A 23398-nucleotide genomic window follows, 5' to 3' on the forward strand; every position below is an offset into this window, starting at 1 on the left:
GCTAATCGTACCCCTGGCATGCGTCTTCGTTCTGGTTCTCTTCCTTCGCACACAGGTCGTCGAGCCGGTCGACGAGATCCGCGTTTTCCTCTTCGAGGTTCTCGTTTTCCTCTTCGAGGTTCTCGTTTTCCTCTTCGAGGTTCTCGTTTTCCGTCTCGAGGTTCTCGTTTTCCGTCTCGAGCTTCGAGACGTTCTCTTCGAGGTAGGTGACGTTCTCCTCGAGGTAGGTGACGTTCTCCTCGAGCTGGTCGCGCTGTCGCTTGAGGTCGTCGACCTGGGTTTCGAGGTCGACGATCCTGTTTCGGGCCTCCGTCAGCTCATCGCGGGTCTCCTCGAGTTGAGCCTCGGTGGCAGCGAGCTCCTGTTCAGTCTCGTTGAGTTCGCCCGAAACCTGATCTACGTCCTCGGTCCGGGTCGAGAGTCGCTGCTCGAGGGCGTCGATCCGTTCGCGCGCGTTCTGGAGTTCCCCGGCGGTTTCGTTGAGCTGGCTCCGGAGCTCCGCGTTCTCCGAGCGCAGCTGCTCGTTTTGGCCGCGGATGTCCTCGGCGGAGTCCTGGTACATGACGGTCGCGCCAACCGTTCCGACAAGCGCGATGATCACGACTGCTATCAGGCCGACGTTGAGGGTTTGGCCGACGAACTTCACGGGAGACCACTCTCCAGTAACGTCCGGCCACGGTATACTTGAACACGTCGGGTCACGACTTCCAGAACGAACACCAAGAGCCCGAGCAACAGCGGCAGCCAGGCCCACGAGTCGCGCACCGAGCGGACTTTGGTCGACCGTTCCTTGGCCACGTCGGCGATCCGGCTGCCCTCGTCGGCGTCGAAAGTCCGTCCGTCGGTGCTCGAGACGGCGTTCGACAGCTCCGAACTCGTGCCGAACGTGCCGTACTCGAGGGGATAGTTGACCGCGTACTCGGTGCCGGCGGTCCGCTGGTAGCCCGCCTCCTCGGGCGTTATCTCGCCGCGATACAGCCCCTCCTCGAGCTGTCGGAAGGTGACCTCGTCGGTCTCCGGGGGCGTCTCTCCCCTGTATCTGACGGCGGTCCGGGTGCCGACCCGTGTGTCATCGACCGTCGTAACGCCGGTCATCGTCCGCGTCGGGTCGCCGACGGCGTAGTTGACGGTCCGGGTCGTCAAAAGCGAGTCCGGCTGCTCCAGCAGGCCGTCGAGCGTGCCCGCCTCGTCGTAGGCAGTGACGGTAGCGACGCGCCCGAGGCCGAACCGCCAGGAGGCGACCGCGGGCGTCCCCTCGGCCGTCGCGACCTGGTAGTCGGCGCCCTGCTTGACCTGCACCTCGTTGGCCTTGCCGGGGTTGGCCGAAAGCTCCAGCCCCGAGGTGATGAACGTGTCCCGCGAGACGACCGTGAGGTTCTCGCCCTCGAAGCTGCGGCCGCCGCCGCCGCTGAACAGCAGTTCCAGCTTGGTCGTATCGTCGGCCCGGAGATACGTCCCGCCGGAGGCGTCGGCGACCGCCTTGAGCATCTCGGCGTCGACGTTCTCGCCGGTCCCGACGGCGATGACCCGGTTGCCGTCGCGCTGGAGCTGCCTGGCGACGACCGCCGCCTGGTCGGGGTCGTCCTGGCCGTCGCTCAGGAGGATGACCGTCCCCTGTCTGTCCCCGAGCATCAGGCCAGCGCCCTGGAGGCCGCGTGCGGTGTCCGTCGCCCCGCCGTTCTCGAGCCGCCGTATCTTGTCCGCGAGTTCGTCACGGTTGCCCTCCAGCCGCTGGAGGTCGGCGATCCGGTAGGGTTGGATCGTGTAGGCGACGATGCCGACCTGGTGGCGGCCGTCGATGTCCTCGATGACGTCCAGGGCGGTCGCCTTCTGTATCTCGAAGGTCCGCTGTGTGCTCCCAGAGATGTCGACGACCAGGACGATACTGGCTGCGCCGCCGGTCGCGTTGCCGACCCGGACCGGCAGGACGGGCGCCAGCGACGACCGATTGTAGCCGCCGTTCTCGTAGGCGTTCTCCCCACCGACGACCACCAGGCCGCCGCCGCCGACAACGAACTCCTGCAACGCGCCGACATCGCCCATTTCGGAGGCCGGGACGTCCTGGACGACGACCGCCGCGTAGTCGTCGAGGTCGGGCGGCACGCTCGAGGCCCTCGTCACGTCGTACAGTTCGTCGAGGTACCCCTCGAGCGGGTAGTCGCCGTCCGCGACGTACAGGACCTCCGGCTGTTCGACGACGCGGACGCTCCGGTGGAAGACGTCGTTCCGGGCGAAGACGTCCCCGCCCTCGATGGTCGCGGTCACCCGGTGGGTGCCGGTCTCGTTGAACGTCTTCGAGACGGTGAACGCGCCGTTGTCGTCGATCTCCTGGGTCGTGATGTTCTCGCCGTCGATGCGGGCCTCGACCGGGACTGGTTCGTCGACGTTGGTCCCTCGCAACCGGACGGTGAACTCGGCCTCGACGCCGGCGGTGAGCGTTCCCGGTCCCTCGATGGCGACGGCCCGCTCGGTCCGGTTGGCCTCGAGTTCGACCGCGTGTATCGTCGCGTTCAACCGGCGCGCCTCGTCGGCGGCGACCGCGAGACCTCGCCCCTCGGTCACCTGGCCGTCGGAGACGACGACGACCGTCCCGTTCTCCTGGAGATTCGCCGCCACCCCGTCGCCGATGGGTGAACTCGACCCGTTCCCGACCCTGACGGTCGATACCGGGGCGCCCTCCTCTTCGATGTCGGCGGCGAGGGCCTCGGTCGCGTCCGGATAGACCATCATGCTGTCCGAGCCATCCGTCACCAGCGTCACCTCCGGTTCGCCCGGTGTCTCCCGGGCCTGGATCGTGTAGGGGCCCATCGCCCCGAAGACGAGCAGACAGGCCACGAAGACGCGGCTCGCCAGCAGCAGCCGGCGGCTCCGGTCGGACGCGGACCGGGCGTCGTCGGAGTCGCTCCACAGCGTCAAGTACGAAAGTGCCGCAACGACGACCGGAAGCAACACCAGCGGCCAAAGCTGTTCGAGGCCGACGGTCAGCCCGTCGGCGACGTTGTAGGAGACGGCCGCAGGCATCAGAGGTCCCCCCGTCGACGGAGATAGCCGATCTCGAGGACGACCACCACGAGTGCCGCCAGCGCGACGTACTCGCTGAGCGGCCTGGGAACGGTCCGCTGTTCGGTTTCCACCAGCGAACCGGCGACGCTGTTCCGGTCCTCGAGGGGCTCGACGTTCGTGTCCGACTCCCGCTCGTCGAGAAGCGAGGCGGCCTCCCGCTGGCCGTCGGCGGTGTAGAACCCCGCCATCCGGAGCGAAACCGGCGACTCGGCCGTGTCGCCATCGGGGGATTCGACCGTTCCCGAGCCGAATCGACCCGTCTCGCCGGTGGCGTGATTGATCGCCGACAGCGTCGGTCGATCGGCCAGGTAGAACGCTGCTCGCTTCCAGAACACCGGGTACTGGCTGTCGAACTTGAACGAGGAATACTGCTCCATGTAGCCGAAGTACAGCAGTCGCCCCGCCTCCCGGTCGGACGTGGCGATCAACGGCGAGCCGTCGTCGAATTCAACCAGGGTTCGGCCCTCGCGGAGCGAGCCGTTGAGGTACTCCGCGGGTGGCTGGAAGTCGATGCCACGCGTGAGATCGGTCCGCGTCGTCGACTCGACTCGCGGGTTCGACCGCTGTCCGACCGGCTCGAGCAACAGCAGGTCGCCGTAGCTCTCTGGCAGCCCCTCTTGGGCCTGGACAGCGACACCGCCACCGTCGGTGACGAGCTGGCGGCCGCTCTCGACGTTGCCCGGCAAGAGCGACTCGGAGTCGACGTTGCTGTATATGATGACGTCGTACTCGTCCTCCGACGTCGTCGGCGGCGTCTCGACGGTGAGGTTCACCTGCTCGACGACCGACAGCGCCGTCGTCAGGTAGCGGTTGCGGTCGTTCGTGAACACGAGCACGTCGACTGTCGAGTCCTGCGGCGCGGCTACGTAGGCGGTGTCGTCGACCGCGAAGTCGTCGCCGGGCTCCAGTCGGGCCTCGCCGCCGCCGGCCGGGACCGGCATCGTCACCGTGGCGACGCCGTCCGGCCCGAGGTCGACCTCGCGGCTTTCCTCGCCGAACCGAACCGTCCGGGTGGCGGACTCGTCGCCGAAGTTCTTCACCGACAGCGTCACCTCGGAGCCGGCAAAGCGCATGTCGATGAAACCGACGTTGGCCTCGCCGCCCCGGTCGAACTGCCGGAGGTCGACCGAGACGTCCCGTGCCCGGGCGGTCGTGACGGGGTCGGCCCAGTCGTCGCCGGCGAAGTCGCTGAACACCACGATCCGGCTGTCCTCGTCGGCCAGCGCCGCCGCCTGGGCGATGGCGCCCCGGAGGCTCCCCGGCGCGTCGGTCGGCTCGAGGCCGGCCAGCGCCTCGCGGGCCGTCCCCGAGGTCACCTGGCGAGCGACCACCTCGCCGCCACCCGATGTCGTGACCACGGTACTCTTCGGGGTCATCTCGTCGTCGGCGGTTGCGATGGCCGCCTCGAAGCGGCTGGTGTCGCCGTCGGTTGTCGCCATGCTCGCGCTCGTGTCGACGACGACGATGGTCTCCTCGACGGCCGTCCGCTCGGCGACGAGCACGTACGGCGCTGCGAGCGAGACTGCAAGCAGCACGACGACGAGCAGCTGCACGAAAAGGAGCGTGCTCCGGGAAAGCCGCTCGAGATAGGGGCTGGTCGTCCGCTGTCGCTCCTCGCTGGCGAGAAACCGGAAGGTCGGCAGCTCCACGCGCTCGGGATCCGGCCGGATCAGATACAGCACGACGATCGGCACCGAAAGCAGGATAGCTGCGAGCCCCAGGGGAGCGAGAAACACGTCTTGCAGGGCCATTGAATGGATCTCGGGATGGGAACATATGTGCGTTTTCGTTGGAGGGCGAGGGAACTCAAGCCTCACCCACGACGGCGAGACGTACTACTTCTGTTCGAAGCGGTGCAAGCGTGCGTTCGAGAAGACACCGGGCGAATACGACACCGTCGACCCGGTTATCTCAGGCGACCACGACCACCACTGGTGACATCCTCCGCGTCTTGAACGGCGGGGCTTCCCGTACCGCAGGTGGGGTATTTGCTGGTCTACGACATAACTTGTTCTCGCGGGTCGAACGCCCCACTAGCTGACTCGAACCTGCAGCGCCGAGTTCTCTCGAAAGGACCTGTTGGTGGATCGTCAATGGGTATTATCAGCGAACGGCCGATCTGTAGGCCATGGGCGATTTCGAGGTTCGATACGACGTCACGGACAGGGTCGGGACTCTGACCGTTTCGCATCCGCCGGTGAACGCACTGACGTACGAACAGATCGGCCGACTCCGCGAGGAACTCCACACGATACCTCGTGAAGACGAACTCGCCGTCGTCGTTCAAACTGCCGGCTCGAAGGCGTTCATGGGTGGCCACGACATCGGCGATCTCGAAACGTCTACAGCGAAGACGGAACGGGACGGGACGGACACGTACATGGCCTTTCTGGAGGAGCTGTACGAACTCTCGATACCGACCGTCGCCGCCATCGACGGCCCCGCGTTGGGGACCGGCCTGGTCGTCGCGTGCTTCTGTGATCTCCGGGTCGTCGCTCCGTCGGCGACGCTCGGGTTACCGGAGATCGACGTCGGTCTCGCGGCGGGCTATCGACCGGTCCGTCGGCAGTTCCCCGACGGCATCGCTCGGTACATGGCGCTCACGGGGAAGACGATCGACGGGGACCACGCGTATCGACTCGGATTCGCCAGCGAACGGTCCGAGTCCCCGAAAGAAGACGCCAACAAACTCGCACGGGAGATCGCGGCCAAGAGCCCCGACGCCGTAGAGGCCTTCGTCGGGCTCATCAATCGGCACCAGCCGGAGTGGCCGATGACGGACTTCCGCAGAGAACGCCGCCGGACGGAGGAACTCATGCTCGGCGACAATGCAGCGGAAGCCAGAGAGGCGTTCTTCGAAGGTCGAGACCCCGAGTTCGATCGGTGATCGGAACCAACCCCCGATAGCCTACGAGGACTGAACGGGAGACGAGCGTCTCCCCACGGTTCGTGCCGTTGGCACCCGCGTGGTCGGGGTCACGCGCTCGACAGCGCCATTGAATCGTCGCGCTCCGTAGGACCGCTAGACTACAGGGCGACGACCGGATCGTTCTCTCCCACTCGCAGAAATACTCGCCTCCATGCCAGCAGTCGCTCCGGCCGGCCTCATCGTGTATTATACTAACATTCAAGTGCCAGAATTAACAGAATAGTTGTAGGAATGAATCGAGCCGTCCCGGCGCCGGAGCCGCCCGATTCACCGGACGCGTGGTACGCGCCCGACGTCCACGACCAGTACGCGCTGGGGTCGGGTGTCGTCGCCACCGTCAGGAGCGAGGACGACGAGTTCGCCTACGAGGTGCGGGAGCCGAGCCTGTCGGCTCGCGCCGAACGGGACCTCGAGGCGGTGCTGGAGCACTTCGCCGACGCCGAGCCGCGACGCCCCCGGACCCGACAGGGCGCCGCCGAGCGGCTCCGGGCCGGCTTCGACCCGAAGTACGAGCGGGCCATCGACCGGCTGGTCGACTGTGCGGCCTCGGAGCGACGACGCCTCGAGTATCACGCGCTGGCCGAGTTGCGGTGTCTCGGGGGACTGACCCCGCACGCGCTGGACGAGCGCCTGGAGGTGGCCAGCCTCCAGGACGGCGAGTTGCTCGTCCACCTGACCGACTACGCGCCCGCCGCGACCGGCATCGAGGACCCCGACTACGGGGACCGCTTCTGTGCGGAACGCATCGAGCGCTACACCGTTCCCTTCGCGGGCTACGAGATACCGGTCGTCCGCTACCGGGAGCGGAGCCTCGGCGCCGACCCCTTCGAGCGCAAGTACGCCGTCCTCGAACCCGACCTGTTGCCGGGCGACGAACGGCTCATCGAGGAGTGCAAGGAGCGCGTCTGGGAGGTCGGCATCGAGGGCATCGACAGCGAGACAGCCTTCGAGGACCGCGCCGCGGTCGTCCGCGAGCGGGCCGCGAAACTGCTCTCGCGGCGACTGACCGCCCGGAACACCCGCGCCTGGCTCGACGCGACCCGACATCGGGTCCGGAGCCTGCTGGCCGAACACGACCTGGCGGTGCCGCCCGTCGACCGCCGGTTCGCCGACGACCGCCTCGAGGACCTCCTGTACTACGTCCTCCGGGATCTGACGGGCTACAGCCAGCTGACGGTGCCGATACGCGACCCGAACCTCGAGGACATCGAGGCCAACTGCGTCGGCGAGCGCATCAAGGTCGTCCCGCGCGGCAACACCCGCGAACCGACGAACCTCCGGTTCGATTCGGAGGACGCCTTCGTCAACGTCGTCACGCAACTGGCTGCCAAGGACGGCGTCGAACTCTCGGCGAGTCGGCCCTCCGCGAAGGTGAACCTCGACCCCGAGGGCATCGACCAGACCATCCGGTGTGCGGTCGCGCTGCCCACCATCTCCGAGGACGGTCCCCACATCTCCATCCGGAAGCAGGCGCCGGACGTGCTCACGCCGGTCGACCTCGTCGAGGCCGACTCCGTGCCGACCGAACTCGTCACGCTGCTGTGGATGCTGTACGAGCACCACGGCGTCGTCCTCTTCTCGGGTCCGACGGGGGTCGGGAAGACGACGCTGATGAACGCCCACATGCCGTTCGTCGAGTTCGACGACCGGCCGGTCAGCATCGACGAGGGCTCACGGGAGGTGCTGTTGCCCCACGAGACGGGCGTCTCGCTGACGACCCGCGAGCACCGCGACGACTACAAGAACGTCTCGATGGCGGACCTGATGACCGAGACCAACTACCTCAACCCCGACGTGGAGGTCATCGCAGAAATCAACACGCCGGCCTCCTTCGAGACGTTCGGCGAGGTGCTGCAGACCGGTCACGGCGTCCTCGGGACCACCCACGCCGAGGACATCGAGAAACTCATCAACCGCGTCATCGAGAAGGGCCTGCCCGCGTATCTCCTCCGGGAGATAGACCTGGTCGTGTTTCCGCGACACGTCGACGGCGACCGCTACGTCGGCGAAGCCGTCGAGTTGCTCGACGACCGGGAGGCGGCCGGCATCGAGGGGACCGACCGCATCGAGAAGGACGGCACGGCCATTCACCACAACGAGGTGCTCGGCCGGACGCCCGACGGGGAGTGGACCTTCGCCTACGACCACCCGAAACTCGGCGACCCGACAGAGCGGCGCGGCCTGCGGACGCTCGACCGGATCGCAGAGCGGACCGACCGGCCGATCGAGGACGTCGAGGCGGAGTTCCACCGCAAGCACGGCTACGTCGAGTACCTCGTCCGCGAGGAGATGACCGACATCGAGGACGTGTTCGGGTTCCTCTCGGATCTGCGGACGGACGAGGCGGCGACCGTCGAGCGGCTGCAGCGCCGTCACGCCGGGAGGACCGATGACTGAGCCGTGGACCGCCATCGACCGGGGGCTGTACGCGCTGTTCTCCAGACACGCCGACCGCCCGCGCCACGAACGGGACCGCGACCGGTACCGCGGCGCCGCCCTCGACGTCGGCTTCGACACGTATCTGGCCCGGGTCTACGGCGCCTCGTGGGTGCTGGGAGCGGGCGTCGCCGCCGGGACTGCCCTCGTCGTGCTCGCGCTTCCAGCGTCGACGCTGTCGGCGGTCGTGTCGACGGTCGGGGCGGTGCTCCCGGGACTCGACCGGGTGGCAGTTCCCGCGATACCGAGCCTCTACGTGGCGGCCGTCCTCGCGCTCTTCGCCGGCGGGGGCACCCGACTCGCCACCCTCAAGGTCGGCAGCGTCTACCTCAAGTGGCGGGCCGACGCCCGACGCAGCGCCATCGAACGGACGCTGCCGGGCGCGGTCCGCTACCTGCGGGCGCTGGCCGACGGCAGCGAGGACCGCCACGAGATGCTCCGGAAGGTCGCCGACCAGGACGCCTACGGCGAGACGAGCGACGCCTTCGAGCGCGTCCTCGAGAAGGCGGCGCTGACCGGGAGCCTCGACGCCGGACTCCGCCGGGTTGCCCGCGAGACGCCCTCCCGGGAGTTGCTGTCACCCTTCCTGCTCAAGTTCCGCGAACACGCCAATCAGGGGTCCGACGCGCTCGTGGGCTACCTCCGCATGGAGTCGCGGATGCTCTCCCACCAGCAGTCCCGCGCGCGCCAGCGGGCGAGCGACTTCCTCGAGTTGCTGGCCGAACTGTTCATCGTCCTGCTCGTGATGCCCGCGCTACTCGTCATCATCGTCACCGTGATGAGCGTGCTCGCGCCAGGACTGTCGACGACGGTCGAGGTGCCGGGGGAGCCGACCGTCCGGGCGCTTCTGGTCTACTCCAGCGCCGGCTTCGTCCTGCTCGTCGGTGCCGGCACCGCCTGGCTGGTCGCCGAGTTGCGACCCTCCAGCCACACGCCGACCTACGAGCGACCGTCGGGGCTGGCGACGGTCCTCACCGCGACCGCGAATCCCGCGAGCGCTGCGGTCGTCTTCCTGCCGCTGGCGGTCGTCGTCGCGGGCGGACTCTGGACGCTCGGCGAGCGCCCGACGAACGCGCTCCTCCTGGGATACGCCGCCTACGGGCTGCCGGTCGGCGGCGTCGCCCTCCGGCGGGCCCGCATCGACGACGCGAAGGACCGCGAGATTCGGGACTTCGTCCACGCGGTCTCCGGGCACGTCAGCCTCGGGCGGCCGTTCGGGGCGGCCGTCGAGACCGTGGCCCGCGAGGTCGACTTCGGCCCGCTCCAGGAGGACATCGACGACCTCGCGTTCGCACTGGGACTCACGACGGCCAGCCAGGGCGGCGACACTCGCAGCGAGGCGCTGGACCGCTTCGTCGAGCGGGTGGGGACGCCGCTGGCCGAGCAGTCCGTCGGCCTGGTGACGGGCGCGCTCGATGCGGGCAGCGACGCCGAGACCACCTTCGAGACGCTCCAAACCGAAATCGGGCAGCTCTACCACCAGCGCAAGGAACTCCGGTCGTCGATGCTCGTCTACGTCGCTGTCGGGTGGACGACCGCGCTCCTCGTCGTCGGCATCGTCGTGGCCGTCAACGCCTACGTCCTCGACGGGTTCGCCCAGCTCTCCAGCGTCTCGCAGGGCTCCAGCGTCGCCATCGACCCGAACGCCGTCGACGTCGAGCGCGACACCTGGCGGTTCTACGTCGTCACGCAGGCGACGATGCTCGCCTGCGGGTGGTTCGCCGGCACCGCCTCTCGGGGCCGCTACGAGGCGCTGTTGCACTCGGCGGCGCTGGTCGTCGTCTGCTACGCCGTCTTCGCGGGGGCCGGTATGGTATGAAGCGAATCGAGAACCGCGGTCAGTCGAACGTCGTCGGCGTCGCGCTCCTGCTCGGCATCGCCGTCGTCTCGATGGGCGCGCTGACGGCGGCGGTCGGGGTCGTCGTCGACGAAAGCGCCGCCCAGGCGGACGCCGAGCGGGTCGCCAACGACTTCGACTCGGCGCTGGAACCGGTCGCCGCCACCGGTCCCCAGCGAGGCACCGTGACCTTCAGCCAGGGCCGCCTCCAGGCCGCCGACAGGACGCTGGAGGTCCGGGCCGACGGGGGCGTCGTCGAACGCCTCGACGTCGACGCCCTGGTGTATGAGTCCGGCGACCGCAGAGTGGCCTTCCTCATGGGCGCCATCGTCCGGGGCGAGCGTGGCCGAGGGTGGCTGGAGACCGGTCCGCCGGTGACCGTCGACGACGACGTCCTGGTCGTCGGCGCGCCCGTGCTCGGGGAGGACGTGGGCGCCGTCTCGGGGTCGGAGGGCGTCACCGCGACCGTCGAGACGGACGTGAGCCACGACCGGCGGAACCTCGGGGAAGCGACGTTCACGCTCGCCATCGAGACGACCGCGCCGGGCGCCTGGGCCCGGACCTTCGAGGAGATGGGCGCGACGGTCGACCGCAATCCCGGCGACCCGCCGACCGTCGTGGCGACCTTCGAGGGCGATCGGACGGGCTATCTCGTCGTCCACCGACTCGACACGGAGGTGTCCGGCGGTGACTGACAGCCTGCGGACGTCGACGCGGGCGACGAGCCCCGTCGTCGGCAAGGCGATGGAGGCGACGCTGGTCGTCCTCTATCTCGGCCTCGTGACGACGGCGCTGTACGGCGGCGCCGTCGACGGGTACCGGGGCGCGGCCGGCGCGGAGGTGGCCGACCGCACGCTTGCGGACCTCTCGACGGACGTCGAGCGGGCGATTCCACCGGCGACGACGGCCGCGACCGTCCGAATCGAGACCGAGTTGCCGCCGACCATCGCCGGGACGGCCTACCGGGTGCGGGCCGGGCCGGACGAACTGGTCCTGGAGCACCCCGACCCCCGGGTGGCGACGACCGCACCGCTGGTCCTCCCGGACCGCGTCGTCGCCGTGTCCGGGACCTGGGAGAGCGGCGACGAGGCGACGCTCCGCGTCGAGTCCGTCGAGGATGGCCTGGAGGTGCGTCTCGCGTGAGGGGCCAGGCGAACCTCCCGGCCCTGGCGATCGCGCTGCTCGTCGTCACCACCACCACCGGCCTGGCGGTCGTCATCGCCGACGGGGCCTTCGCCAGCGCCGAGCGAAGCGCGGGCGAGCGGGCGACGGCGACCGCCGTCGCGGACCGCCTCCTGGCACCCGACAGCCCGCTCACCGACCGGGCGAACGTGCTGAACGCGAGTCGGCTCACGGCGGCGAACGTCGAGGGGGTCGTCCCCTCGGGGGCGGCCGTCCGGGTGGCCGTCGACGGCCGACCCGTCTACGAGCGCGGGAACCCCACCGGGCCGACCGCACGTCGGCTGGCAATCGTCGCCGAACGGCAGGCGGTCACGCTCGTCCCGCCGCTGGAGTTCGAGAGCGTGACGCTCCCGCGACGGAGTCCACGGGCGACCGTCGACATCGACCCGTCGGCCGACGTCCGGACGGTGCGGGCCAACGACCGGGTGGTCCTCCACGACCCCGACGGCGTCGTCGGCAGCCACGAGGTGAACCTCTCGCGGTACGAGACGACGAAGCTCCGGTTCGAGGGCGAGGCGTCCGAGGGCGAGGTGGCGGTGACGTACTACCCCCGGCGGACGACGAAGGCACGCCTGGAGGTGACCGTCGGTGCCTGACCGACGGGGACAGCTGTCGCTGTCGATAATCGAGGCGGCGATCGGGGTCGTGTTCGTGCTGGCGGTGACGATGGGCTTCGCCCTCGGCGTCCCGGCGGCCGACACCGACACGCCGCAGTTGAACGCCTACGCCGAAGACGTCGCCACGGTGCTGGCAAACGAGCCGCCGCAGCACGCCGGCGAGACGCGGCTGACGGAGGTGACCCGCTCCGCCGACGCCTTCGACCGCGAGCGGGCCGCCCTCGAGCGCCGCGTCGACCGCATCGTCGCCGACAACCTCATGTACCGCGTCGGGACGCCACACGGCGCGGTGGGCTACGAGCGGCCGGCCGGCGCACGAACCGGGCGGGCCACCGTGCCGACGCCCGGCGGGGAGGTGACGATATGGGTCTGGTACGTGTAGAGCGGGGCCAGCTCGTGCTCGTCGCCGCCGCCGTCGTGGCCATCGGACTCGTTCCCATCCTGCTCGCGTACCTGCAACTCGGCTACCACCCCGACGTCGCGCCCGAACCGGACGTCTCCGGCGAGGAGGCGGTCGACTACCTGGACCGTTCGGTCCACGACGCGGCCGACCGGACGGCCGGCGAGTACGCCTGGGGCCAGCGGGCGGCGATGGCCGACGCGGTTCGGGACGAAGTCGACCCCGACATCGAATCCCTGGAGACAGCACGCCTCGAGGAGGGCGTCACCTACGTCGTCAGGTACAACGACACCGCCGCAGCGGAGTGGATCGACGACAACTGCGTCACCGGCGACGGCAAGCGGTTCGGCAACTGTGCGGTCGACGGTGGCGTCGCCAGCCAGGAGCGGGCCGGCGAGGCGGTGTTGCTCGCGGTGGCGTTCGACGTTCGCGTCGTCGGCCCCGACGGCGAGACGACGCTGACCGTCGTTGTCGACGTGGGCGGCGGATGACAGCGTTCGGCAATCTCGGTGCTGTTCGTCCGTCCACTGGGGCCGAACACCCCGAACCACGGACAATGCCGGCCCTGGCACCGTGGCCGTCGACGCGGCCAGCATCGGTCACTCCCGCGGCCGGAACCCCGGAGTGCATGCCCAGCGGTCGACCGCCCGTCGGTGTTCGCCCCCCGGTCGATCACCGACGAATCCGCTGGAGGTCCGGGACCGAACGTCCCGTCTGGGTGCATCCCCACTCGACCCCCATCCGGGTGTATCGGCATCGACGGAAAACTGATCCCCCGTTAGTAACGTTACGAGCGTTACTACCCCGAGTACCCTCCGGGTCGCCGTTCGAAACGGTCCGTGGAGACGACCCGAGGTCCGATCGGGCGACCGGAGGGCGGAACGGGGACGTGATATAAATAATCCTGGCTCGTGTGTCGAACCATGTCCGGGCGAGGGGGTACCGGGGACCACTCGATACCGTCGGCGTCACGGTCGGAGCGTCCGCTCGAGGAGGAGCTCGGTCGGGGCGCGTTCGACGTCTCCAGCGTGGTCGGGCAGGGGGGCGACGCAACCGTCTACCGGGCGACGCTCCGGACCCACCCGGGCCTGACCGTCGCGCTCAAGGAGCCACACCTGTCCGGAGACGTTCCGGAGATGGTCCTCGATCGGTTTCAGAACGAAGCCGAGACCTGGGCCGAACTGGACGACCACCCCCACGTCGTCACCGTCCACGGGTGGGGGACCGACCCCCGTCCGTGGCTCGCCCTCGAGTACATGGACGGCGGGACCCTCGCCGAGCGGGTCGGGGAGTGTGCTCCGGCACAGGGAGTGTGGACGGGCGCCTGCGTAGCGGCGGCACTCGAGCACGCACACCGCGAGGGCGTCGCCCACCTCGATCTGAAACCCGAGAACGTTCTCCTCCGGGAGTCACCGGGCGACGCCTGGCCCGTTCCCGGGGTCGGCGACTGGGGGCTGGCCGGGGCGCTTCGGTCGGAGCCGGTGGACCTCGATGGGCTGTCCCCCGGCTACGCCGCCCCCGAGCAGTTCGCTCCCGACCGGTTCGGCCCGCCCGGGGTCGGGACGGACGTCTACCAGCTCGGGGTCGTCCTGTACGAGGTGCTCGTCGACGCACCGCCGTTCGCCGGGCCGCCGAAAGCGCTCCGGGACGCCGTCCTCGATGAACCGCCGCCGCCGGCGTCCGGACGGAACCCCGCACTGCCCGCAGCCGTCGACGACGTACTCGACCGGGCGCTGGCGAAAGCGCCCGCGGAGCGGTACGACTCGATGGCCGCCTTCCGGCGGCGCCTGGAGCGGCTGTTCGCCGACCTGACCGGAAGCGGGGCGGAGACCGTGACGGGTGTCGTCGGGGCGGATTTCACGACGGAATCCCCGGGTATCGACGACGATGACGGACCTGACACGGCCGCTGGCTCCCCCTACGAGCGTGCGCTGGAACTCGCCGACGAGGGGTTCGTCCGGTTGAGCGAGGGCTACTTCGCCCGGCGGGAGCCGGCGCCGCCGCTGGAGGCGTGGCGTCGAGGGGTGACGCTGGCCGACGCCCGCGCCGGACACGCCGTCGAGCGGACGCTCCCGGGCGAGGACGGACGCGAGCGCGTCCCGCTGGCCGACCGACTGATCGATCGGCTGGTCGAGGGGACCGATCACGTCGTCCTCGGGCCGCCGGGGTCGGGGAAGAGCACCGTCTGCAAGCAGATCGCCTGCGAGTGGTTCGACCGGGGGCACGGCCCGGTGTTCCACCGGGAGAGCGGGCAGGGAAACCGGTTCGAACGGCCGGACGCGCTCGCACGCCTGGTGACGGACGCCGCGGGCCACGCGCTCGTCGTCGTCGAGGACGCGGTCCGACCGGGGGCGAATGCGGTCTTCGACCTGCTCGAGGGTGTCAGGGACGTCGAGGGGGTCACGGTGCTGCTCGACGCCCGGGAGTCCGAGTGGCACGGCACCGGTCGCGGCACGGGTCCCTTCGGGTCAGACCCCGTGCGGACGGGCCGCGAGGCGGTCGAGCCGTTGCACGTCCCCCGGCCGGACAGCCACGAACGCGAGCGGTTCGTCGACGCCGTGGAGGCGGTTTCCGACCGATCTATCGACGTCGACCGACTCGGTGGGACCGACGAGCGGGCGTCGGTCGGGGACGCCGGCGACGACGGCCCCCGACCGGGCGAACTGCTCCTCCTCCTCCACCGGCTGACGGCGATTGCTCGCGATCCGTTGACCGACGGCGAGACGGCGACGACGCTGATCGACGCCGTGGCAGCCGTGTACGACCGACTCGCCGGACTTGGTGACGAGGCGCTCGACGTCGGCGTCTGCGCGAACGCGTTGAACGCGGCCGGCGTCGGCGTCCACCCCGAACTGCTCCACGCGACGGTCCCCGACGACCCGCTGGCCGTCCACGACGCAGTCGACGCCATGGAGGGGCGGGCCGTCTTCCCCCGGGAAGCCGACCAGTACGGCGGCACGACGGCCTACCCGGCCGTCCACGAGGCGTGGTCGACGGCGTTTCTCGGCCACTGTCTCGACGCGGACGAGGACGCGGCCTCCGAGCGGTTCGGCCGGGTGCTGACGCGGGTGCTGTCGCTTGCGGACGACGACGCGGCCCGCGAGCGGATCGCCGCCGCGCTCGACGGGGACGCGCCCTATATCGCCCGCGTCGAACGGGGGACGGAGGTGTGGGCCGACGAGACGGCCGCGGCGGTGTACGCCCTGGGCCGAGAACGGCCGAAGCTCGCGCCGCTGTTCGGTGACGGCGACCGCGACAGCGTCGCGCTGCCAGCCGCGTGCTCGGCGGAACTCGCCGACGAACGGCCGGTATGGCTCGGACGGATGTTCGTCGCCGGTGGCTACTACGAGGCAGCCGAACGGGCCTTCCGGCGACTGCCGCGGGGGCGAGCCGACAGTGCCGTCGAGCGTCGCCTCGGGCTGGCCCGTATCGCGGAGGAGTGCGGGGAATACGACGACGCCGTGTCTCACGCCGAGGCGTGTCTGACCGCGATCGAGGACGCCGACGAGCCGCTCGCGGCGGCTCGCGCCCGGTTGCTGCTCGGGCGGGCGCTCTCCGAGCGCGGCGACTACGACTCCGCGACCGGACACTACCGGGCGGCCCTCGAGACGTTCGAGGCGGTCGGGGACCGCCGACTGACGGCCCGCGCCCTCACCAACCTGGGGAGAAACGCCCGACGCCAGGGCGAGTACGACCGGGCTCACGAGCACCTCCGACGGAGCCTCGAGATCGAACGGCAGCTCGGCGACCGGCGGGCCGAGGCGGCCAGTCTCAAGAACCTCGGGATCGTCTCCCAGCAGCTGGGTGAGTACGACCGGGGGCGCCAGTATCACGAACGGAGTCTCGATACGGCCCGGGAACTCGGCGACCGGCAGGGGGAGGCGAACAACCTCCACCACCTCGGGATCGTCGCATGGCGGCAGGGCGAGTACGACCGGGCCCGTTCGTACAACCGGCGAAGTCTCGAGATCAGACGAGAGCTCGGCGACAGACAGGGGAGAGCGCACAGTCTCAACAACCTCGGGATGGTCGCCCGACACCAGGGCGAGTACGACCGGGCCGCCGACTGCTACGAACGGAGCCTCGAGATCAAGCGAGAGCTCGGCGACAGACAGGGGGAGGCGAACAGCCTCAAGAACCTCGGCGAGGTGGCCTCCCTGCAGGGGGCCTACGACCGGGCCGCCGACCGCTACGAACGGAGCCTCGAGATCAAGCGAGAGCTCGGCGATCGACAGGGGGTGGCCAGCACACTCGTCGACCTCGGGCGACTGGCCGAAAAGCGGGGGCGGTACCGGCTGAGCCGCGAGCGCCTCGAGCGGAGCCTCGAGATCTGCAACGAACTCGGCACGCGCTACGAGGCGGCACACGGCCGAACGGCCCTCGGAATCGTCGCCACTCGGCAGGGCGAGTACCGGCGGGCCCGCGAACACCTCCGACGGAGCCTCGAAATCGAACGAGAGCTCGGCGACAGACAGGGGGAGGCGAACAGCCTCAGAAACCTCGGAATCGTCGCCACTCGTCGGGGCGAGTACCGGCGGGCCCGCGAACACCTCGAGCGGGCCGCCGAGACCCTCGATGTCGGCGACGACCCGCTCGAGACCGGCCGGGTCCGGCTCGCACGCGGGCGACTCGCTCTCGATTGCGGCGACGTCGACCTGGCACGCGAGCGGATAGACGAGGCCCACCGGACGTTCGCCGACGTGGGCGCGACCCACTGGGAGGGGCGGGCGCGGCGACTGCAGGGGCGGGTCGCCGCCGAAGCCGACGAGACGGCGACCGCCCGCCAGCACTGGCAAGGGGCCCTCGAAACCTTCGAGGCCGTCGGCGCGCCACAGGACGCCCTGGCGACGCTCGAGCACCTCGTCGGGGCCTGTCGGGAGGCGGGAAACGACGACGCGGCCGACCAGTGGTCGAGGCGGGCCGAGGAACTGCTCGAAGCCGCGCCGGAGCCGGTGGCCGACCGCCACCGCGAGTGGGTCCGGACCGCGCCCGAGGACAGCGAGCGCCCCTGAGTTCGTCGGTCCCCTCGATTTACTCGAGGAGGTACTCGAAGGCCCTGAGCGTGTTCCGGCCGTCCTCGGTGAGGAACACCCGTTTTTGGGTGCCGACCTGCTCGATTTCGACGTAGCCCCGCTCGGAGAGCGGCGAGATGACGTGGGCGTCCAGTCGCCGGAACTTGCCCTTGTCCGTGTCGCCGTCGAAGTCGAGCATGAACGGCAGCCCCGCACGCTCGCCGTACTCGAAGAGTTCGCGCTTGATCCTGTAGGGGTCGCCGGCCGCGTTCGTCCGCTCGGAGTCGGCGACGTGGGCCATGATAGCGAGGTGCTGGCGCTCGGGCCGTTCGATGTGGTAGGTCGGAACGGTGTCGATCGAGCGCACGCCCCGGGGCGCCGGCGGCTGGAGCGAGCCGTACTCCTCGGCCTCGACGTAGTACGGCTGTGCGCTCCCGTCGGCCATGCAGGCGATCATCCCGCCGATGGCGGTCACCTTGTCCCCCGACGCCAGGTTGACGTACACCCGGTCGTCCGCGTGGGCGCCGAGCACTCGGCCGAACGCCGCCACCGCGTCGAAGAGGTCCTCGATCTCGACTTCGACGACCTCACAGTCGATGCCGTGGTCGTCGAACGTCGTCTCGATGGCCTCGTCCTCGAGGTGGTGGCGGAGCGACCCGGGGAGGTACTGGAGCAGGACGACCCGGTCGGCCGAGTGCTCCACCGGCGGTTCCACGACGCGGTCGTGCTCGATTCCGAGCGGGGCGACGTGGACGTGTTCGGGAACGGAGAGCCCCATCGTACCGTCGGGAAGGCTCCCTGTCGTGTTAATACCGGTGGCCACGGGCGGTGAGCGAGCGGCGACGGGCCGACGCCGTGGGAACCGCGACGACCCCGGCTTGCAGCCGGAGCGAGGCGAACGGCCGCGCCGCTACTCCCCGCGGAACTCCGGTTCGCGGCCCTCGATGCGGGCGTCGAACCCCTCCCGGTAGTCGCGGGTGTCGTCGAGTTCGCGGCCGAGCGCGCGCTCGAACTCGAGGCCGGACTCGAGCGGCGCCTCGAGGGCCGCGTTGAGCGCGCGCTTCGCGTTCCGGAGGCCGAGCGGCGCGTTCTCACAGAGTCGGTCGGCGAAGGCCGTCGTCCGCTCGTCGACGGCCTCGTCGTCGCAGAGTTCGTGGACCAGATTGCAGTCCAGCGCCGCCTCGGGGTCGACGAACTCGCCGGTGAGGACCAGTTCCTTCGCCTTCGAGAGGCCGACCAGTCGGGGGAGCCGCTGGGTGGCGCCGCCGTGCGGGAAGGTTCCTAGCTGTACCTCGATGACGCCGTACTTCGCCTCCCGGCCGAGCACGCGGAAGTCACAGGGCAGCGTCAACTCGAAGGCGCCGGCGGGGGCCGCCCGCTTGATACCGGCGACGACCGGCTGACGCGTCGATTCGATGGCGTCCAGCAGGTCGGGGAAGACGTCCCGGTCGATGCCGGAGTCCTCCTCGACACGGGCGCGCATCATCTCCAGATCCATCCCGGCGGAGAATACCGGTCCTTCTCCCAGCAGTGCGACCGCCCGGACATCGTCTGCCTCGCTCACCGCCCGGAACGCGTCGGTCAGGTCCTTCATCAACTGGACGGTCATCGCGTTGCGCTTCTCGGGCCGCGAGAGGTAGACGTCGGCTCGCGGTTCGTTCCACTCGACGGCTGCCAGGCCGCTACCGATGGATTCCATACACCGAGCATATGTGGCGGAGTAGTAAAAGTGAGCCAAGCGGCGGTCTTGCAGCTTCCACGCCGATAATCGTCGCGTCCGGGGGCCGTGGCGACCGTACAGCCCGTCGGGACACCCGTTGCCGCCAGAGGGGATCGATGGCGATAGCATCCACTCGTCGACACCCTGACCAGGAGTGCCCTGAATCGAGTTGACACAATCTCACTCACTTGTGTTCATAAGCTTTTTCGATTGCTATTCACATGTGTAGACTGTCGTTGATTCTGACATTTCCGGTTTGGAAACTGGAGCCTCGCCGGCGTGGTCGGCCTTCACTGACGCCGGGGCGGTTCGTTCGATACGGAACCGGACGGGCCGGTCGTGCGTCGGTCACTCACGACAAGGGTGCGGTCGCGCACAGCGATGGACCGCCGGACGGTAGAGTAAAGGGACTGCCTCCCGTCCCCGGTTCTATGACCGTGTACTTCGAGGACCTGACGGTGGGAGACACGCAGACGCTGGGTTCGGCGACGATGCCGAAATCGGATATCGTCGAGTTCGCTCGACAGTTCGACCCCCAGCCGTTCCACGTCGACGAGGAGGCAGCGGCCGACTCGGCGTTCGGGGAGCTCGTCGCCAGCGGCCTCCACACGCTCTGTGTGTCGGTCCGAATCTTCGTCACCGAGTACGTGAACCCGTCGGACGGACTTGCGAACCTGGGTGGAATCGGGTTCGACGAGCTCAGATGGCACGAGGCCGTGACGCCGGGCGACGAGCTGTCGCTGACCCTCAAGGTTGTCGAGAAGACACCGTCGAACAGCCGGTCGGACAGGGGCTACGTGACGTTCGAGCGGCACCTGCTGAACCAGGACGGCGTCGACGTGTTGTCGCTCCGGTCGATCAACATCGTCCGTCGACGCGATGACGTCGCGGCCGAACGGTAACGCAACACCCCACTCGCCGCCCATCCCGCTACCGATCGATCGACGAATTCGTCCGCCTGCGCGGATCTAGGTGACGTCGTACGGCGAGTCAACGTCGCTGGGGCAGGGTATCGGTGTTCCTCGGCTATAGAACGCCGGCCGCGCGAGCACGGTCGAGGACGCGTTTGGCCATCTTGTGGGTGGCTTCGTCGACCATCTCGCCGTCGATAGACACCGATCCCTGACCGCTGTCGGTCGCGTTCCGGTAGGCCTCGACCATCCGCTCGGCCTTTTCGGCCGTTTCCGGATCGGGCGCGAAGACCTCGTTGGCGATCTCGATCTGTGCGGGATGGATCGCCCACTTGCCGTCGCACCCGAGCAGGTTCGCGTGGCGACAGGACTCCCGGTAGCCGTCCGGGTCGTCGAGGACGGCGTAGGGGCCGTCGATGCACGGGATGTTCGCGCTTTTTGCCGCGTGGTTGAGTCGGGAGAGCTGGTAGTGCCAGTAGTGGCCGGGATAGTCCTCGAACTGTCCGATGGTGAGTCCGGGAGTGCCCATCGATGCGGAGTAGTCGCCGGGACCGAAGATGAGCGAATCGAGGCGGTCGGTCGCGTGAGCGATCTCGACCGCGTTGTTCATGCCGGCGCCGTCCTCGATCTGTGCTTCCAGTCCGATAGCACCGACCTCGAGGCCGGCGTTGACCTCCACCTGTTGAAGCAGCGTCTCGACGGTGTCGATATCGCTCGCGGAGCCCACCATCGGGACGATGATGTCGTCCAGCGCCTCACCGGCCGCCGACACCACAGTGATGAGATCCTCGTACCACCACTTCGTGTCGAGGCCGTTGATTCGGTATGCGAGGACAGTATCGGTCCAATCGTTGTCTGTGATGGCGTCGACGACCGACGCTCTGGCGTCGACCTTGTCGTCCGGTGCGACCGAATCCTCGAGATCGAGGAACACCTCGTCGGCTGGGCCGTCGGCCGCCTTCGCCATCATCTCCGGGGAGCTCCCCGGGGTGGCGAGCTGGCTGCGTCGAATAGGTTCGTCTGGCATCGGTACTCGGCTCACTGTCGGTACTGGACGACCATATAGATACTGCCGAGGCCGACGGGACGACCGGCCGAGTCGCCGGCACGCCGCCATCGGAGCGCCCCGTCGGTGTTCGGGGCGTCCCCGGCAATCACGGTCGAGAGCCCCTCCGACCGGACGCACGGTCGAGGGGGCCGCACCGTCGAATCACCGAGGCGAAACGAACGTTCTGGCGGCCCCGTAGACGGTTGGCGTGTTGTAGAGGATGAACGAGAGTGCGACCGCCGCCAGCGTCGCCTGGAGCAGAAGCCACGGGGCAAAGAGGATCGTCACTGCCACGCCTGCCATCAGGATTCGCGTCACGGCCGAGTAGTCGTTGTCGAAGAGATAGCCGAGCACGGCGATGACGAGCAGCACGGTTCCCACCAGCATGCTGAGGAACACGATCGGTGTGGTCGCGCCCCAGTCGATTATCGAGGGGTTGTACACGAAGACGAACGGGACGATGAAGCCGGGAAGGGCGAGCGGAATGGCCTTCACGCAGGTGCGGACGAAGTCGGCGTTTGCGATACCCGAGGCTACGGCGATTACTATGGCTATCGGTGGGGTGATACCGGAGATAATCGCAAAGTAGAACACGAAAAAGTGACCGTACACGTCGGGAACACCGAACCGAATCAGGCTGGGGACGACGAATATCGAGACGAGAATGTAGGCCGCGACGGTCGGCATACCCAGCCCGAAGAGGATGGACATCAGCGCCCCGAGGACGAGCAACAGCGGGAGCGTCGAGCCGTAGGAGACCATGAGCATACTTATCGCCTGATTGATGGCCGTCAGCGTGACCAGTGACACGACGATGGCTATCGGCCCGAGCACGATCATGATCGGAGCCGTGCTCTTGGCCCCGATGTAGAGGCCGTTGAGCGTCTGTTTGGTCGTCGTGACGAGGGCGGTCGCCGCCGAGAGTTCCTCGTCCGTGCTGCGGATGGCGTTGACGACCGCGATGACGTACGTCGACCCGACGAGCGTCAGAATCGCGTACATCCCGGCCGTCATCGGATCGTACCGGAGTATCACGAGAACGTAGACGAGGACGGCCAGTGCCAGCAGGATGTTCAAGCCGTGTCGGAGCACTTCCAGCGCCTTGCCGCCGGATATATCGACGGCCGGCGCCTCGATACCGTTTCGGACCGTCACGATGCTCACGGTTATCGAGACGGTCATGTAGAACAGCAGTGCCGGCAGCAGCCCCCAGATGACGATGTCGGCGAACGGGACGCCGATTATCTCGGCCATCAGGAAGGCCGCGGTCCCCATGACGGGCGGCAGCATCTGCCCCCCGCTGGAGGCGACGCTCTCGATAGCCGCCGCCTCCTCGCTGTCGACGTTGTATCGTTTCATCAGCGGAATGGTGAACGAGCCCGTGGCCGCGGTGTTCGCAGCTGCACTGCCGGTAATCGTCCCCATGAGCATACTCGTGATGACGGCGATCTGGGCGATACCCGACGTGAACCGGTTGCCGACGTACAGGGCGATGTCGCGGATGAGTTCCATGCCCCCGTACGCCTGGACGAGACCGGCGAAGATGATGAAGATCGCCACCCAGGTCGCACCGATCGTCGGCAGGGACCCGTATATCGACTCGAGGCCGAGGACGGTAACCTCGAGGATCCGACCCGTGTCGTACCCAGGGTGACCCCAGCGACCCGGAACGAGATACCCGGCGTAGGCGTAGATGATCGCTAGATACGCGACCGCCGACAGCAGCAGCCCGTAGGCTCGACGGGTTCCTTCGAGGACGGCGAGGACGATGATCGCCGAGAGTACGTATTCGTACCAGTAGTAGTCGAGAATCCTGGTGGCGAGGGACTCGAAGGTGTAGAAGAAGTAGATACTCGCACCGCCGGCGGCGAGGACGAACCCGACGGCAGTTGCGACGCTGACGAACCGGGTGTAGCGGTTCCGGTACTCCTTCGACTCCAGTGCGTCCTTGGTGAAAAACAGGACCAGCGAGAGTCCGAGAAACAGCACCGTGTACTGCGATCGCGTGTAGGGACGGTCGTACGCGAAGACGACGCTGTACAGCGACAGTGCGATTCCGAGGGCGAAGACCAACACGACGCCAGCGTTCGCCCGGGTGAGCCGGGGAAGCGACCCCTCGAGGGACGCGATCGACGTCGCATCCAGCGGAACCGACCCGGCACCGGGCTTGTAGGACGCGACGTTCAGGTCGAGCGACGTCCGCTGTTCCTCATCGACGTCCTCCGTCCCTGATTCCGTCATCG

The 23398-nt window shown here is 68.6% G+C and carries 18 protein-coding genes; 11 read left to right on the forward strand and 7 right to left on the reverse strand.

What is annotated here, in order from left to right:
- Position 1 precedes the first annotated feature (1 nt).
- Genes NLF94_RS14905 through NLF94_RS14915 form a run of 3 tightly spaced genes read right to left on the reverse strand, consistent with a single transcriptional unit; the run spans position 2 to position 4814 of the window.
- Entirely contained in the window at positions 2-646 is a 645-nt protein-coding gene (locus NLF94_RS14905; protein WP_254838419.1) for a chromosome partitioning protein, read from the reverse strand.
- Positions 643-3021: a VWA domain-containing protein gene (locus tag NLF94_RS14910; protein ID WP_254838420.1), complete on the reverse strand. Its 2379-nt coding sequence runs from the start codon at positions 3019-3021 to the stop codon at positions 643-645. The genes NLF94_RS14905 and NLF94_RS14910 overlap by 4 nt, the downstream gene beginning before the upstream one ends.
- Positions 3021-4814, reverse strand: coding sequence for a vWA domain-containing protein (locus NLF94_RS14915; RefSeq protein WP_254838421.1), 1794 nt, complete (start codon positions 4812-4814; stop codon positions 3021-3023). The genes NLF94_RS14910 and NLF94_RS14915 overlap by 1 nt, the downstream gene beginning before the upstream one ends.
- 25 nt (positions 4815-4839) lie before the next feature.
- Between NLF94_RS14915 and NLF94_RS14920 the strand changes: the two genes are divergently transcribed.
- The 10 genes from NLF94_RS14920 (at position 4840) to NLF94_RS14965 (ending at position 17476) form a co-directional block, all read left to right on the forward strand.
- The gene (locus tag NLF94_RS14920; protein ID WP_254838422.1) at positions 4840-5001 is read left to right on the forward strand and encodes a YHS domain-containing protein; all 162 of its coding nucleotides are present in this window, start codon (positions 4840-4842) and stop codon (positions 4999-5001) included.
- A 190-nt stretch (positions 5002-5191) separates the two neighbouring features.
- Positions 5192-5950 carry an enoyl-CoA hydratase/isomerase family protein gene (locus NLF94_RS14925; RefSeq protein WP_254838423.1) on the forward strand — a complete coding sequence of 253 codons (759 nt, stop codon included), beginning with the start codon at positions 5192-5194 and terminating at the stop codon, positions 5948-5950.
- Positions 5951-6223: 273 nt separating this feature from the next.
- Entirely contained in the window at positions 6224-8389 is a 2166-nt protein-coding gene (locus tag NLF94_RS14930) for a type II/IV secretion system ATPase subunit (RefSeq protein ID WP_254838424.1), read from the forward strand.
- Positions 8382-10247, forward strand: a complete 1866-nt coding sequence (locus NLF94_RS14935) for a type II secretion system F family protein (protein WP_254838425.1) — start codon at positions 8382-8384, stop codon at positions 10245-10247. The genes NLF94_RS14930 and NLF94_RS14935 overlap by 8 nt, the downstream gene beginning before the upstream one ends.
- Positions 10244-10960, forward strand: coding sequence for a DUF7289 family protein (locus NLF94_RS14940; protein ID WP_254838426.1), 717 nt, complete (start codon positions 10244-10246; stop codon positions 10958-10960). Before NLF94_RS14935 ends, NLF94_RS14940 begins: the two co-directional genes overlap by 4 nt.
- Positions 10953-11408: a DUF7266 family protein gene (locus NLF94_RS14945; RefSeq protein ID WP_254838427.1), complete on the forward strand. Its 456-nt coding sequence runs from the start codon at positions 10953-10955 to the stop codon at positions 11406-11408. Before NLF94_RS14940 ends, NLF94_RS14945 begins: the two co-directional genes overlap by 8 nt.
- Positions 11405-12043 (forward strand): DUF7263 family protein, encoded by a 639-nt coding sequence (locus NLF94_RS14950; protein ID WP_254838428.1) that lies wholly within the window; start codon positions 11405-11407, stop codon positions 12041-12043. The genes NLF94_RS14945 and NLF94_RS14950 overlap by 4 nt, the downstream gene beginning before the upstream one ends.
- The gene (locus NLF94_RS14955; RefSeq protein WP_254838429.1) at positions 12036-12446 is read left to right on the forward strand and encodes a DUF7262 family protein; all 411 of its coding nucleotides are present in this window, start codon (positions 12036-12038) and stop codon (positions 12444-12446) included. The genes NLF94_RS14950 and NLF94_RS14955 overlap by 8 nt, the downstream gene beginning before the upstream one ends.
- Positions 12428-12955 carry a DUF7261 family protein gene (locus tag NLF94_RS14960; RefSeq protein ID WP_254838430.1) on the forward strand — a complete coding sequence of 176 codons (528 nt, stop codon included), beginning with the start codon at positions 12428-12430 and terminating at the stop codon, positions 12953-12955. Before NLF94_RS14955 ends, NLF94_RS14960 begins: the two co-directional genes overlap by 19 nt.
- A gap of 432 nt (positions 12956-13387) precedes the next feature.
- Positions 13388-17476, forward strand: coding sequence for a tetratricopeptide repeat protein (locus NLF94_RS14965; protein WP_254838431.1), 4089 nt, complete (start codon positions 13388-13390; stop codon positions 17474-17476).
- 19 nt (positions 17477-17495) lie between these two features.
- Here NLF94_RS14965 and NLF94_RS14970 read toward each other — a convergent pair whose 3' ends face one another.
- Together NLF94_RS14970 and NLF94_RS14975 are read right to left on the reverse strand one after the other, a co-directional pair.
- A complete protein-coding gene (locus NLF94_RS14970) occupies positions 17496-18254 on the reverse strand; it encodes an HFX_2341 family transcriptional regulator domain-containing protein (protein ID WP_254838432.1) in 759 nt (252 codons plus the stop codon).
- Between the two features lie 132 nt (positions 18255-18386).
- Positions 18387-19175: an enoyl-CoA hydratase/isomerase family protein gene (locus tag NLF94_RS14975; protein WP_254838433.1), complete on the reverse strand. Its 789-nt coding sequence runs from the start codon at positions 19173-19175 to the stop codon at positions 18387-18389.
- A 452-nt stretch (positions 19176-19627) separates the two neighbouring features.
- On the opposite strand from NLF94_RS14975, the gene NLF94_RS14980 reads away from it, so the two are divergent.
- Complete coding sequence (locus tag NLF94_RS14980) at positions 19628-20098, forward strand: MaoC family dehydratase (RefSeq protein ID WP_254838434.1); 471 nt, start codon at positions 19628-19630, stop codon at positions 20096-20098.
- A gap of 124 nt (positions 20099-20222) precedes the next feature.
- Here NLF94_RS14980 and NLF94_RS14985 read toward each other — a convergent pair whose 3' ends face one another.
- Positions 20223-21134, reverse strand: coding sequence for an HpcH/HpaI aldolase/citrate lyase family protein (locus NLF94_RS14985; protein WP_254838435.1), 912 nt, complete (start codon positions 21132-21134; stop codon positions 20223-20225).
- Between the two features lie 183 nt (positions 21135-21317).
- Positions 21318-23396 carry a TRAP transporter permease gene (locus NLF94_RS14990; protein WP_254838436.1) on the reverse strand — a complete coding sequence of 693 codons (2079 nt, stop codon included), beginning with the start codon at positions 23394-23396 and terminating at the stop codon, positions 21318-21320.
- Positions 23397-23398: the final 2 nt, after the last annotated feature.

It is taken from the genome of Natronomonas marina, assembly GCF_024298905.1.
GTDB classification, from domain to species: Archaea; Halobacteriota; Halobacteria; order Halobacteriales; family Haloarculaceae; genus Natronomonas; species Natronomonas marina.